This window comes from Polaromonas sp. YR568, from assembly GCF_900116715.1.
GTDB lineage: Bacteria > Pseudomonadota > Gammaproteobacteria > Burkholderiales > Burkholderiaceae_C > Polaromonas.
On the sequence record NZ_FPBM01000001.1, the window covers coordinates 141,311 to 154,169 of the forward strand.

General features: G+C 60.3%; 13 protein-coding genes. 3 read left to right on the top strand and 10 right to left on the bottom strand.

The genetic code is table 11. The features are described from left to right. Position 1: 1 nt before the first annotated feature. A complete protein-coding gene (locus BM408_RS00620) occupies positions 2–466 on the bottom strand; it encodes a (2Fe-2S)-binding protein (RefSeq protein WP_092125898.1) in 465 nt (154 codons plus the stop codon). Between the two features lie 370 nt (positions 467–836). Between BM408_RS00620 and BM408_RS00625 the strand changes: the two genes are divergently transcribed. Beyond that, positions 837–1,481: a deoxycytidylate deaminase gene (locus BM408_RS00625; RefSeq protein WP_092125900.1), complete on the top strand. Its 645-nt coding sequence runs from the start codon at positions 837–839 to the stop codon at positions 1,479–1,481. Between the two features lie 65 nt (positions 1,482–1,546). Here the strand turns inward: BM408_RS00625 and BM408_RS00630 are convergent, their stop codons facing one another. The 7 genes from BM408_RS00630 to BM408_RS00660 all read right to left on the bottom strand — a co-directional run bounded on the left by BM408_RS00630 (position 1,547) and on the right by BM408_RS00660 (position 8,016). Then, positions 1,547–3,457, bottom strand: a complete 1,911-nt coding sequence (locus tag BM408_RS00630) for a propionate--CoA ligase (RefSeq protein ID WP_092125903.1) — start codon at positions 3,455–3,457, stop codon at positions 1,547–1,549. A gap of 35 nt (positions 3,458–3,492) precedes the next feature. Then, positions 3,493–4,470 (bottom strand): acrylyl-CoA reductase (NADPH), encoded by a 978-nt coding sequence (locus BM408_RS00635; protein ID WP_092125905.1) that lies wholly within the window; start codon positions 4,468–4,470, stop codon positions 3,493–3,495. A gap of 390 nt (positions 4,471–4,860) precedes the next feature. Further along, positions 4,861–5,334, bottom strand: a complete 474-nt coding sequence (locus tag BM408_RS00640) for a DUF1203 domain-containing protein (RefSeq protein WP_175541642.1) — start codon at positions 5,332–5,334, stop codon at positions 4,861–4,863. 100 nt (positions 5,335–5,434) lie between these two features. Beyond that, on the bottom strand, positions 5,435–5,926 hold the full coding sequence (locus BM408_RS00645; RefSeq protein ID WP_092125910.1) for an anthrone oxygenase family protein: 492 nt from the start codon (positions 5,924–5,926) through the stop codon (positions 5,435–5,437). A gap of 133 nt (positions 5,927–6,059) precedes the next feature. Then, positions 6,060–6,596, bottom strand: coding sequence for a CSN8/SAC3 domain-containing protein (locus BM408_RS00650; protein ID WP_139237280.1), 537 nt, complete (start codon positions 6,594–6,596; stop codon positions 6,060–6,062). A gap of 92 nt (positions 6,597–6,688) precedes the next feature. Next, positions 6,689–7,312 carry an isochorismatase family protein gene (locus BM408_RS00655; protein ID WP_092125914.1) on the bottom strand — a complete coding sequence of 208 codons (624 nt, stop codon included), beginning with the start codon at positions 7,310–7,312 and terminating at the stop codon, positions 6,689–6,691. A 77-nt stretch (positions 7,313–7,389) separates the two neighbouring features. Then, positions 7,390–8,016 carry a TetR/AcrR family transcriptional regulator gene (locus tag BM408_RS00660; RefSeq protein ID WP_092125916.1) on the bottom strand — a complete coding sequence of 209 codons (627 nt, stop codon included), beginning with the start codon at positions 8,014–8,016 and terminating at the stop codon, positions 7,390–7,392. A 161-nt stretch (positions 8,017–8,177) separates the two neighbouring features. Between BM408_RS00660 and BM408_RS00665 the strand changes: the two genes are divergently transcribed. Then, entirely contained in the window at positions 8,178–9,806 is a 1,629-nt protein-coding gene (locus BM408_RS00665; protein ID WP_092125918.1) for a 4-hydroxyphenylacetate 3-hydroxylase family protein, read from the top strand. A 720-nt stretch (positions 9,807–10,526) separates the two neighbouring features. On the opposite strand, the gene BM408_RS00670 is transcribed toward BM408_RS00665, so the two are convergent. Further along, the gene (locus BM408_RS00670; protein WP_092125920.1) at positions 10,527–11,432 is read right to left on the bottom strand and encodes a LysR substrate-binding domain-containing protein; all 906 of its coding nucleotides are present in this window, start codon (positions 11,430–11,432) and stop codon (positions 10,527–10,529) included. Positions 11,433–11,624: 192 nt separating this feature from the next. Between BM408_RS00670 and BM408_RS00675 the strand changes: the two genes are divergently transcribed. Then, on the top strand, positions 11,625–12,275 hold the full coding sequence (locus BM408_RS00675; RefSeq protein ID WP_092125922.1) for an FMN-dependent NADH-azoreductase: 651 nt from the start codon (positions 11,625–11,627) through the stop codon (positions 12,273–12,275). A 124-nt stretch (positions 12,276–12,399) separates the two neighbouring features. Here BM408_RS00675 and BM408_RS00680 read toward each other — a convergent pair whose 3' ends face one another. Then, positions 12,400–12,663, bottom strand: a complete 264-nt coding sequence (locus BM408_RS00680) for a hypothetical protein (protein ID WP_092125924.1) — start codon at positions 12,661–12,663, stop codon at positions 12,400–12,402. Positions 12,664–12,859 lie beyond the last annotated feature (196 nt).

Genomic DNA, 12,859 nt, shown 5'->3' on the forward strand with positions numbered 1-12,859 from the left:
CTCAGGCTTTACGCATGGTGGAAGCGGCATCCTTGATCGCCGCGCGAATGCGCGGGTAGGTGCCACAGCGGCAGATGTTGCCGCTCATCGCCGCATCAATATCGGCGTCGCTGGGGTTTTTGTTGCCTTTGAGCAAGGCCGCCGCGCTCATCAGTTGCCCCGACTGACAGTAGCCGCATTGCGGCACATCGTGTTTGATCCACGCCACCTGCAGCGGGTGCGTGTTATTGCGCGAAAGGCTTTCAATCGTCGCCACCTTCTGGCCGGCGGCTGCCGAGAGCGGCGTCTGGCACGAGCGCACCGGGTTGCCGTTGAGGTGCACGGTGCAAGCGCCGCACAAGGCCGCGCCGCAGCCAAACTTGGTGCCGGTCATGCCCAGCTCATCGCGTATCACCCACAAGAGGGGTGTGTCGGGTTCTGCCTTCACGGAAACGGCGCGGCCGTTCACGTTGAGAGTCGTTGTCATGGTGGGGTCCCCTTTTTAGTCGCTGCTTACTCGTTGTAATCACAGGATCTGGCAGGCCCCCGGTTTTAGCTACTACCCGAAGGCCTTGCGCAATTCATGCTACGACTGGGCACCGGGAGGTATCTGGGTAGAAACCCTTGACTGAAACAAAGTGTCAACAATTTTCTGCAAAACGAGTCAACGCCTGCAAGCCCGGGCACCACTACAAAACGATTACACATACACAAAAAAAACCGCAAGGATTGCAAACTCCCTCCGAATAGAGGACGAAAAACAGTCTTGCTTCCCTACTATCTGTATGCGAGCTCATGGGCTGCCAGCTTGACTTGCACTGCAAATTCTTCTCAATCACACCAACAGAAAAAACCCAATGAAATTCAAACTCGACCCGAGCAGACCGCCAGACGAAGATGACTACTACCTTGGAGTTGCTCTTGCAGTTAGAAGAAAAGCAAACTGCACCGGCAATCGTGTTGCAGCGGTTATTGTCAAAAACAAACGCGTTATCGCAACGGGGTACAACGGCGTACCCGAAGACATGCCCAACTGCCTGGACGGCGGGTGCCTACGATGCAGCAATCCTGGCGGGCAATTTAAATCCGGCACAAGATACGACCTCTGCATCTGTGTTCACGCCGAACAAAACGCATTGCTGACAGCCGCGCGATTCGGCATATCGGTTGAGGGAGCCCATTTGTATACAACCATGCAGCCGTGTTTTGGCTGTGCCAAAGAAATTTTGCAAGCCAAAATTGAAAAGGTTTTCTATCTGCACCCGTGGGTCCCCACTGATGTTGACCCCGTGATGGACGCCGCAATGAAAGCCGAGTACGCCAAAATTATCGGAAAGCTTAAAGTGAAGAAGCTTGACTTTGACGACCCTGTGGCAACCTGGGCCGTAACGACAATGAGACAAGCCGCACTGGCTTCAGACAAGAACCCGGACAAAAAAACACCACCGAAGACTGCGAAGAAAAAGGTGGCGAAAAAGAAATCCAGGACTTCGCCCAGGTAAGGCGAGATATCTACGCCTACAGAGCGGCGATCGGGGGCGGCAATCCATCGCTATTTATGCATGCCCTAGCCAGCCACCCGATCCCGAATCTGCTGCAGCGCCGCCGGGTCGTCCATCGTCGTCAGATCGCCCGGATCCCTGCCCTCGCACACGGCCTGGATCGCGCGGCGCAGCATCTTGCCGCTGCGGGTCTTGGGCAGGGCTGACACGAAGTGCACACGTGAGGGCCGGGCAACCGCGCCGAGGTCGGTGTCGACGCGTTTCATGATCTCGCCTTCGAGCTTGAGGGCTGCCGCGCTGTCGGCCAGCACCGTGGCGTCTTTGGGCACGGCAAAGGCCATGGCGACCTGGCCTTTGAGTTGGTCGGCCACGCCCACCACTGCGACTTCAGCCACCAGCGCGTGGCCTGAAATGCTCTCTTCAATCTCGCGTGTGCCCAGGCGGTGGCCGGCGACGTTGATGACGTCGTCAGTGCGGCCCAGGATGAAAAAATAACCGTCTTCGTCGCGTATGCCCCAGTCAAAGGTGCTGTAGACCATCTTGCCGGGCACGCTCTTCCAGTAAGTGTTGACGAAGCGGGCGTCGTCCTTCCAGATGGTTTGCATAAAACCCGGCGGCGTCGGGCCTTCGATGACGACTACGCCTTTTTCATTGGGCTGTGTCAGCTCTTCACCGGTGGACTCATGCAGGATCTTGACCTTGTAGCCATACATGGGCACACCCGGGCTGCCGAAGCGGCTGGCTTTCTTTTCAACCGCATTGGCGATGGTGATGATGGGCCAGCCCGATTCGGTCTGCCAGTAGTTGTCGATGATGGGCACGTTCAGGCCTTCGCTGATCCAGCGCGCTGTCGGTTCGTCCAGGGGTTCGCCGGCCAGGAAGAAGGCGCGCAGGCTGGAGAGGTCGTGTTTTTTCAGCAGGGCCGGGTCCTGTTTTTTCAGCACGCGCACTGCCGTGGGCGCGCTGAACATCGCGGTCACCTTGTACTTCTCGACCAGGCTCCACCAAATCGCGCCGTTGGGCTGCTGGTCCATGCCCTGTGTGGGCAGGCCCTCATACATGATGGTTGCCATGCCGGCAATCAGCGGGCCGTAGACGATGTAGCTGTGGCCCACCACCCAGCCGATGTCGCTGGTCGAAAAATAGGTCTCCCCCGCGCGGCCGTCAAAGATATGTTTCATGCTGGCGGCCAGCGCCACGGCATAACCGCCGGTGTCGCGCTGCACGCCTTTGGGCTTGCCGGTGGTGCCGCTGGTGTAGATGGTGTAGCTGATGGCGGCGGAGTCCAGCCATTCACATTGCACCTGGGCGTGCATGTATTTGGCGCGCAGGTTCTCCCAATGCAGGTCTCGGCCGGCCACAAAATTCATGGGCGCCAGGCCGCGGTCGACCAGCAGAACCGCCTCGGGCTGATGTTTGGCCTGGCGGATCGCTTCGTCGAGCAAAGGCTTGTACGCCACCACCTTGCCGCCGCGCGAGCCGGCATCGGCGCTGATGATCACGCGCGGCGCGGCGTCGTCGATGCGCGAAGCCAGCGCGCCGCTGGCAAAGCCGCCAAACACCACGCAGTGGATGGCGCCTATGCGCGCACAGGCCAGCATGGCAAAAGCGGCCTCGGCGATCATGGGCATGTAGATGAGCACGCGGTCGCCCTTGACCACGCCCATGGCCAGCAGGCTGGCGGCCATGCGCTGCACCTCAACGTGCAGCTCTTTGAAGGTGTAGGTTTTTTCAATACCGGTTTCGCTGGAGACATAAATCAGCGCCGCCTGGTCGGCCCGGTCTTTGAGATGCCGGTCTACCGCGTTGTGGCAGAGGTTGGTCTGCCCGCCTTCGTACCACTGGGCAAAGGGCGGCTTGTCGTCGTTGCAGACACGGGTGAAGGGCTTGTGCCAGTCGATCAGCTTGGCCTGCTCTGTCCAGAAGGCATCGGGCTGCTCTATGGACTGGCGGTAGAAGTCTGCGTAGCTCGTCATTGTCTTGTCTCCGTTTTATTGTCTTGAATCGATGTTCAGATTTTGACGACCACACGGCCGCGCACCTTGCCGGCCATCAGCTCGGCGGCTTTTTCCGCAGCGCGGGCCAAAGGCACTTCTTCCACCATAGCTTCGAGTTTCGCAGTGTCCAGGTCTTTGGCCAGGCGCTCCCAGGCTTGCTGGCGTTTGGCCAGCGGCGCCATCACGCTGTCGATGCCCGCCAGCGTCACGCCGCGCAAGATAAAAGGCATCACCGTCGCCGGAAAGTCCGCGCCCTGCGCCAGCCCGCAGGCCGTGACCACGCCGCCGTAGCGTGTCTGCGCGCAGGCATTGGCCAGCGTGTGCGAGCCCACGGCGTCGACCACGGCTGCCCAGCGTTCTTTTTGCAGCGGCTTGCCGGGGGCCGAGAGCTCGGCACGGTCAATCATGCTGCTCGCGCCCAGCTGCTTTAAGTAAGCCTCTTCACTGGCCTTGCCGGTGGCGGCCACCACGGTATAGCCCAGCTTGCCCAGCAGCGCGACGGCCACGCTGCCCACGCCGCCGGTCGCGCCCGTCACCAACACTTCACCGTCGCCGGGCCTGGCGCCATGCGCCTCCAGCGCCAGCACGCTCAGCATGGCGGTGTAGCCCGCCGTGCCAATGGCCATGGCCTGGCGCGGCGTAAAAGCCGCCGGCAGCCTGACCAGCCAGTCGCCCTGCAGGCGGGCGCGCTCGGCCATCAGGCCCCAGCGTGTTTCGCCCAGGCCCCAGCCGTTGTGCACAAAGCGGTCGCCGGCCTTCCAGCCGGCGTGGGTCGATTCGATCACCGTGCCCGCGCCGTCAATGCCGGCCACCATGGGCCAGCTGCGCACCACCGGCCCCTTGTTGGTAATGGCCAGGCCGTCTTTGTAATTAAGGGTGGAGTAATCGACCTGCACCAGCACGTCGCCGGCGGGCAGCTGGGCCTCGTCGGTGTCGGTGATGGCGGCCGAGAAACCGGCGTCGGACTTGCTCAGTTGAAGGGACTTGAACACGGGTTTGTCTCCGTAAAGGTGATGGCCTGCGCTGGGCCGAAAGGGTGAAAGTAGTGTGAAGGCTGGCTAAAACTGAATTCTTAATTATGGATAACGGGCTTTCAGCTGGCTGACGGAGGTAGCAATTAACCCTGTCCTGGGCGCCATTTACTATCAATTTAATAGCAAACTATTAACACGTGATCTGCTCAAATCGCGGATTTCGTCCCTACAAAGCAGTGGGGTAGCCGCAAAAGCCGTTCTCGACACAAAGTTTCTGATGAAAACCGCACTTTGCCCAGTCCACGTGAGGGAAGCAAGCTATTAAATTCATAGTAGACGGCGCCGCACCCGGCAAAAGCACCGCCCGTTGGCGCTCCGCTTGAGTGAGGGCCTGGGCCCCGCTCGCGTTTATGCCCGGACGACTTGAGCGGAAAAACAGCCGCGTTTGGCATTGTGCAGGTGGATGTAGGCGACGTCTTCCCGGGAAAAGTACCCTTGAATTTCGGCGGTGGCAGCCAAACCCTCGCAGACGCTGGCGGCGACCATCATGTGTGCAGCATCGTATGCGCGCACAGACATCAGGCGGCTGGTTACGTAGCCTGGAAGTTCACCGACTGGCGACTTGCACTGCCGGGCGCCTCGCCGAACAAATATCGGGCCGGATGCACGATAGGGTGACGTGGCCGGTTGGTGAAGAAACGGCAAGAGCAACAGCTCTTCTCCGACGCGCGCATCCTCCAGGCTGACACGGCATGGGTAGCCTGGGCTTTCTGTGGCGAAGCAGCGCACGGCAGAGTACTCCTTTAACTGCTCGTCGGTAAGGCTGAAGAGATTCTGGAACTGCTCGTGGTCAATTCCGACCACCTGGAAGCTGTGAGACATGGGAACTCCTTCTTTGGGTTCACCATGATGCCGCCCTATGGCCGGCTGGCCTCGCCGGATTCGGACATCAAATTCGCGCAAGTGCCTGCCAGACCGGCGCCTAAAGCCGGACCAGCGCCCAAACCAGCAGCGCAGCGGCCACCAGGCCCGCAATCGTGCGCACGTGATTCCACATCGTCCAGCCAGACACATAGCCTCGCCAAAAACCGGCGGCCTCCGCGCTCGCCGGCTCCATCTGCGCCAGCGTGTTGTTGCGCGGCACATTGAAAGCCATGGTCACGCCGAAAGTGCCCACCACGTAGCAAAAACTCCCCGCCGCCAGGCATAACGCGGCCGGAGTTTGCCAGTGCGTTACGGCGTAGACAAACAGTACGGCGCACGCCAATGCGGTGCCCATAAAAAGACCGAGGAAAAGCGGGTTGAGCACCACCACATTGATGGATTGCATCGCGGCAATGCCGGCGGGCGGGTTGATGCGGGCGAGAGCGCCCATCACGAAGCTGGAAAACGCCAGGAAGATGCCCGCGACAAGCGCGCAGCCCAGGGCCGTGAGAAAGGTCAGTGCAAAGAGCCAGGTGTCGGCAGGTGGCATGGGATCCTCGCAGGTCGGGGTGGAACTGGGGGCCTACTGTAAAGCCGGGAAACCTTCGAGGCAAATAGCCCGCGGTTCTACTTCACAAAGTCCGATCCACCAGAAATCGTGGAGTATTTGCAGGAATCAGGAATCAGGAAGAAGGAGAAAGGGATTCAAGAATTGGGGCAAAGAACGCATCCGAAGCCGAATGAGATTCACAGGAATAGTCGTGAAGAATAAGCATCGCCATTGACTGACCCGTGATGACTGTTTTTAGAACATACCTGACCTTGTTCTCAGCGTCGAACAAGTCAAGGTTCTGCACTACACCAATGGCTGTCGAGGCAACCGTCTCTCTCATCACACGCCATTTAAATTTAGTCTGTTCTGCAGATTGCTGAAAGCTCTGCCGGATCTCCAAGGCTAACTGGACGGGCGAAATTCCTATGTTCTCGGGCAGCGCTTGCACTCTGACGAAGCAGGCGCTTTTTCTGTCGAGCGGCCGAAAAATCGGCTGGTTTGGTTTGGAAGACTGATCTACACGCCAATCTTCAGGAAGCTCCAGTAGCCATCCATCGATTGCCACCTTTTTCATGCGTGGGGCCATCGATTGAGCTTGGCCAAGCGCTCCGAGTGGCGCTAAAACAGGCAACAGGAAAATGCTTTGTAAAAAGGCACGTAGATGCATGGATGGCCTCACGCTGTGAGTATTGAAATTCGGTGTATCGAATCCTGCCAATGATTCGACCGAGATGATTGGGCGGGACCAGTGGACGAGCGCTACTTCACCAAGCCCAGCACATCCTTGAAAGCCTCATGCTCGGCCGTGCGCAGCCACTCAAACGCCACCATCTCGGTCGTCACCAGCTCGGCGCCGTTGCCGGCCAGGCGGTCGAAGGCCGCGTCGCGGTTGCGTTCGCTGCGTGAGCTGCAGGCATCCGTCACCACCCAGACTTCAAATTCGTCTTCCAGCAGATCCAGCGCGGTCTGCATCAGGCAGACATGGGCTTCACAGCCGGCGATGACGATGGTGCTTCTGCCCTCTTCCGGTTCGGGCGCCGCCTTTTGCAAATGCTTGGGCAGGCTGCGGGCGTTGCCGCCGGCCTGCACTTTGCGCACCGGTGGACGCAGCATCTCGCCCAGGCCGTCGGCCACGGCGCTGAAAGACATCTTGTCCAGCGTCTTGCCGCCGGCCGCCTGGATAGCGGCTTGTATCTCGGGCACGTTGGGGCCCAGCGATGCGGGGTTTTCGGCGGTGCCCCACACGGGCACGTCCAGCAGTTTGGCGATGCGCGCCAGCCTCAGCGCATTGGCCAGCACCACACTGCTTTCAAAGATGGAGGGCATGAGGCGGGACTGGTAGTCCACCAGCACCAGTTGGGAGTCGTCGGCATCGAGCAGCATGGGAAATCCTGGGAAAAAATCAAGAACAGTGAGGCGATCACGCCACCACCCGTTCAAGCGCTCGGGCGTTCAGGCCTTTAAGCGTGTGGAGTGCGCTGCAGGCGCTCTACCAGACTGATCAGGTAGGCCTCAAACAGCAGCGTGGCGTCTTGCCCGAACATGCGGATACGGCCTGTGTGCATCATCAGCAGAAGGCCGACACCGTGTGCGAACAAGGCCGTATTCTCGCGCAAGGCTTCCTCGGCGTTCAAACCCATGGCTTGCAGGGCCGCTTCGCAAGGCCGCAGGGCGTCGTGCAGGCGGTCGTTGAGCTGGAAGTTCAGCTCGGCCGTCAACCCGCGCGGGCGCATGCCCTGCACCAGGTAAAAGCCCAAATCCAGGTCGCGCGGGTTGGCCGCGAAGAAGCCGAACCAGGCATCGGCCTTGGCCTCCAGCAGGTCGGCCGGCGCAGTGCAATCGGCGCCGGCGGCATCGACCACGGCATTCAGCCGCTCCAGCGACTCGGCCAGCAAGGCGCCGTAAATCGCCTCTTTGTTTTCAAAATAGGAATAGATGGCGCCGGCGGTGTAGCCGGCTTCTTTGGCGATCTCGCGGATGCTGGCACCCTCAATGCCCAGGCGCTCAAACACCGCGCGGGCGGCGTCCAGCACCCCCTTGCGGCGTGAGTCGCTTTGGGCCAGCTGGCGGTCTATTCGGGCTTGCATCGGTCAAATGTAAGCCCAAAGTCAGCCTGAAAATCCCCAAAAAATGGTGAAAATTAACGCTTGTTTTAAATTTTGAACAATGTTCAAATATTTAAACGACACCTCAAACTTCCCCACCAGCCACCCGCAAGCCATCTCTTCCAACCCTACAGGAGACAGCCATGAACGCCCCCGCCCCAGCCGCCAGCCTGATGTCCGGCGATGACTTTCGCGAGTCGCTGCGCCGCTACAAACCCCGGGTCTTCCTCGACGGGCGGCAGGTCGACAACGTGGCCGATGAGCGCGGCTTTGGCCCCGGCATCAATGCGATCGCGCTGACCTATGACTATGCGCTGAAAGCCCAGTACGCCCCACTGATGACGGCGGTGCAGCATACCAGCGGCAAGCGGGTCAACCGCCTCAGCCACATCAACACCAGCAGCGGCGATTTGCTCAACAAGCTGGAGGCGGTGCGCCTGGTCTGCCAGGAAACCGGCTGCGCCCAGCGCTACCTCACGCACGACGCACTCAACGCCATCGGCCAGGTCTCGGCGCGCATAGACGACGCCCAGGGCCGGAGCGAACACACCGCCCGCTTCCTCAACTACCTGCACCGCGTGCAGGACCAGGATTTGACGCTGGCGGTCGCCATGACCGACGCCAAAGGCGACCGCAGCCGCCGCCCGCACGAGCAGGCCAATGTCGACAGCTATGTGCATGTGGTCGAGCGCAACGCCAAAGGCATCGTCATCTCGGGCACCAAAGCCATCGTGACCGGTGCGCCTTACGTGCACGAGTTCCTCGTCATGCCCTGCCGCAACATGGGCAAAGAAGACGCCGACTTCGCCGTCTGTTGCGCCGTGCCGGTCGACGCGCCCGGCATCACCATCATCGCCCGCCCGGCAGGCCGCCCCGGCGAGAAGGTCGAGCACGGCGCCGCGCTCTTCAGCCGCAAATACGGCCAGAGCACCGGCGTGGTGATGTTCGACAAGGTGTTCGTACCCTGGGAGAGCGTGTTTTACGACGGCGGCAACGGCACCTGGGAACACTCCGGCCACCTCACCTACAGCTACGCCACCCACCACCGCCACACCTGCATAGGCGCACGCGCGGGTTTTGGCGACTTGCTGATTGGCGCCGGCGCGCTGATGTGCGAGGCCAACGGCTTTGACCCGGGCAAGGAAACCCACCTGCGCGAGCAGATGGTAGAGCTCATCACCATCACCGAAAGCTTTTACGCCTGCGGCGTGGCCGCCAGCGTCTACGGCAAGGCCGACGAACACAGCAAGACTTTTGTGCCCGACGCGGTGTTCAGCAACATCGGCAAGCTGCTGCTGGCCACCAAGATTTATGACATGCACCGCATCGCCCACTACGTCAGCGGCGGCCTGATCGTCACCCTGCCCGGCCCCGACGAAGACCACAACCCCGAAACCGGCGCCAAACTCTCCGAAGTGCTGCGCGCCAACCCCGACGTGCCGTATGAGCAGCGCATAGAAACCGCCCGCTTCATCGAAGACCTCACAGCCGGCTACCAGGGCGGCTGGTACAGCGTCATCAGCCTGCACGGCGGCGGCTCCCCCGCAGCAATGAAGCAGGAGATCTACCGTAACTACCCGGTAGGGTCCAAGGTAGAGCTGGTCGAGCGGATTCTGGAACGGGGGGTTGCGCATGACCCTGACCGGGCCATTACGCGGAACCGGCAGCCCGGGAAGTGCTGCGACACCGGGTGCACGGCGCCTGGGCAGCCTGTGATGGTGGATTTGCCTTCTTTGCCTTCTGCTTCCGGCGCAGGCGGAGTGGGGCGTTAGCTGTTGAATTTATTGCTGGCTGTGGGCGAGGGGGTTTTGGCCTGTTCTTGCTTGGCCTTTGTGCTTTTTGCTGAGGCTTGCTGGCCGGGGGTTGCCCGGCATGCAACTCACTTTCTTTTGCTTCGCCAAAAGAAAGTAAGCAAAGAAAAGGCGACCCTACTGTCTGCGTCCCCTGCGCTTCGCTCCGGGGCAACCTGCGGTGCTCGGTCCAGACGGGGTCAAAAACAACTCGCCTGCGGCTCAAACAAGTTTTTGCCCTTATCCGTCTGGACCTCCGCTCCTCGGCGCAGCCAGAAGGGGTGGGGAGAGGAAATACCGAACAGCCTAATACCAATACTGAATACCAGAAGAAACAAGGACTCGCCATGGCGAGTCCTTGTTGGTTTTTTGTCTTTGGTATTTGTCCCCGTTCCCGTTCCCGTTCCCGATTGCCCCGTCCTGGCTGGGCCGAGGAGCGCAGAGACAAGCGGATCAGGGCAAAAACTTGTTTGAGCGAAGCGAGTTGTTTTTGACCCCGCTTGGCTCGAGCACCGCAGGTTGCCCGAAGCGCAGCGTAGGGACCCAGACTGCGGGTCGCCTTTTCTTTGGTGACTTTCTTTTGGCGAAGCAAAAGAAAGTTACTGGCCGCCGGGCCACTCCCGGCCAGCGGTCATCGACAAGCCGACTTGCCGCCGAGCACCCCCCGGCCGGCCACCCTCAGCAAAAAGCACAAACAAAAAATCAAACCAAACCATCCCCATTCATCCGCTCCCCAATAAAGTCCAGAAAACTCCTCACCGCCGGCACCTGTCCGCGCCGCGAGGGGAACACGGCATGGGCCACACCGGAAGGCAGCGACCAGCCCGGCAGCACCGGCACCAGTAACTGGGCCTGCCGCTCGGCTCCGCTCATGGAGTCGGGGATGAAACTCATGCCGGTGCCGGCCAGCACCGCGAGCTTGAGGGTTTGCAAATCGTCGGCGACATAGCGCGGCTGGTGCTGCAGCACAAACTCTTTTCCGTCGGGGCCGAGCAGCCGCCAGGATGAGCGCCCGTCGCTCCAGGACATGGCCACCGTGTCGAGCTTGAGCAGGTCTTCGGGTTTTTCGGGCATGCCCTGGCGCTGCAGCAACGCCGGGCTGGCCAGCAGGCGGCCGGAGCTCACGCCCAGGTTCTTGACCACCAGGCTGCCGCTGTCTTCCAGTGTGGGCCGCACGCGCAGCGCGATGTCTATGCCCTCTTCCACCAGGTCGATCACGCGGTTGGTCACGCGCATGTCGACGCGCACGTGCGGGTACATCTCCAGGAAGCGCGGCACCAGGTAGCCCATGGAACTCTGCGCCAGCGTGACCGGGCAGGTGATGCGCAGCGTGCCGCGCGGCTCGACCTGCATCTGCGCCACGGCTTCGGATGCCGCCATGGCTTCGTCGCGCATGGCGTTGCAGTGGCGTAAATAGATCTCGCCGACTTCCGTCAACGAGAGCTTGCGGGTGGTGCGCTGCAAAAGGCGCACGCCCAGGCGCGTCTCCAGTTCGGCCACGCGGCGCGACAGGCGCGACTTGGGCAGGCCCAGCGCCCGGCCGGCGGCGGCAAAACCGCCCCGCTCCACCACTTCGGCGAAATACAGCATGTCGTTGAGGTCTTGCATGGCGCGGCTTCCTTTCTGGGGCTCAAAACAGGATTTTCCAGCCTCTATTGTCTCATCAGTAGAACGATAAGTCACATCTTTGCCGACTTATCAAACACTCACACCATCCGCACAATCTATCCATGGCTGCGATTCATGGTGAACACGGCCTAACAACCTGATTCACAAACCAACTTTCTAAGGATTTCCATCATGACCAAGCTTCTTCACGTCGACTCCAGCATTCTTGGCGGCAACTCGGTTTCCCGCCAGCTCACCGCCCAGATCGTGGCCTCCTGGCGCGCCGCCAACCCCGGCACCGAAGTCAGCTACCTGGACCTGGCCGTCAACACCCCCACCCACCTGTCAGCCGAATCGCTGGGTTTTCGCATGCCTGCCGACGCCGTGCTGAGCGATGCTCAAAAACGCGAAAACGCCGTGTCTGAAGCCCTGGTAACGCAATTCCTGGCCGCCGACGTGATCGTGGTGGGCGCACCGCTGTACAACTTCGCCATCCCCAGCCAGCTCAAGGCCTGGATCGACCGCATCGCACAAGTCGGCCGCACCTTCAAGTACACCGACAAAGGCCCCGTGGGCCTGGCCGGCGGCAAGACGGTGATAGTGGCTTCCGCCCGCGGCGGTGTGTATTCGACCAGCGAAGCCGCTACCGCCATGGAGCATCAAGAGAGCTACCTGAAGGTGGTGTTCGGTTTCTTCGGCATCACCGACGTGCGCTTTGTGCGCGCCGAAGGCCTGGCCATGGGCGAAGCCGCCAAGGCAGCGGCCCTGGCTTCCGCTGAAATCGAAATCGTGACGCACACACGGCCCTCCGCCAACCAGGACAAGGCTGCTTTGGCTGCCTAAGCTCCACGACAGGCTCCCAAGAGCGCACAGCAAAAAGCCCGCAAGCGCGGGCTTTGCTGTTTCTAGCTGATATCACTTCCGGACTCCCCGTGCCTCCAAAACTAGCGAGACAGGTGCATAAGCATCACAGACTCGCCTGCTCCGCCGGCAATTCGACCAATGCGGCCTGTCCGTTGTTAGCGATATCGCCAATAACGTTCTTCAGCTCTGGAAATTGACTAACCACATACGCAGACGCAGATTGGATCGTTTGGAATGAAAAAACCACCCGCGCAACCATGTCGGAACGATTGACGCCACTTTTATAGCGTGCGCGATCAAATGATATGTAGAACCACAAGTCTCCAGCAGTGTTGAATTGCGCTGAAACTTGACCCAATCGTTTCATTAAATTTTGACCCACTCTCTTTGTGAGGCGTGGGAGGACTTAGGTGGGTCAGGTCTGGATGGAAATTTCAGTTCTAACTGGGTCAAATTTCGACGACATTCAACACTATTAAATTGAGTAGCTGCCTGGTACCGTTCTTACGGGCAAACCTGACATGTCATCGGCAGGCATAAAGCACCACCAAGGCCCTTTAACT

What these genes read in the sequence shown, in the direction of transcription:
- BM408_RS00620 (WP_092125898.1), bottom strand. Translation starts at nt 466, where the DNA reads ATGACAACGACTCTCAACGTGAACGGCCGCGCCGTTTCCGTGAAGGCA.
- BM408_RS00625 (WP_092125900.1), top strand. Translation starts at nt 837, where the DNA reads ATGAAATTCAAACTCGACCCGAGCAGACCGCCAGACGAAGATGACTAC.
- BM408_RS00630 (WP_092125903.1), bottom strand. Translation starts at nt 3,457, where the DNA reads ATGACGAGCTACGCAGACTTCTACCGCCAGTCCATAGAGCAGCCCGAT.
- BM408_RS00640 (WP_175541642.1), bottom strand. Translation starts at nt 5,334, where the DNA reads ATGTCTCACAGCTTCCAGGTGGTCGGAATTGACCACGAGCAGTTCCAG.
- BM408_RS00645 (WP_092125910.1), bottom strand. Translation starts at nt 5,926, where the DNA reads ATGCCACCTGCCGACACCTGGCTCTTTGCACTGACCTTTCTCACGGCC.
- BM408_RS00650 (WP_139237280.1), bottom strand. Translation starts at nt 6,596, where the DNA reads ATGCATCTACGTGCCTTTTTACAAAGCATTTTCCTGTTGCCTGTTTTA.
- BM408_RS00655 (WP_092125914.1), bottom strand. Translation starts at nt 7,312, where the DNA reads ATGCTGCTCGATGCCGACGACTCCCAACTGGTGCTGGTGGACTACCAG.
- BM408_RS00660 (WP_092125916.1), bottom strand. Translation starts at nt 8,016, where the DNA reads ATGCAAGCCCGAATAGACCGCCAGCTGGCCCAAAGCGACTCACGCCGC.
- BM408_RS00665 (WP_092125918.1), top strand. Translation starts at nt 8,178, where the DNA reads ATGAACGCCCCCGCCCCAGCCGCCAGCCTGATGTCCGGCGATGACTTT.
- BM408_RS00670 (WP_092125920.1), bottom strand. Translation starts at nt 11,432, where the DNA reads ATGCAAGACCTCAACGACATGCTGTATTTCGCCGAAGTGGTGGAGCGG.
- BM408_RS00675 (WP_092125922.1), top strand. Translation starts at nt 11,625, where the DNA reads ATGACCAAGCTTCTTCACGTCGACTCCAGCATTCTTGGCGGCAACTCG.
- BM408_RS00680 (WP_092125924.1), bottom strand. Translation starts at nt 12,663, where the DNA reads ATGAAACGATTGGGTCAAGTTTCAGCGCAATTCAACACTGCTGGAGAC.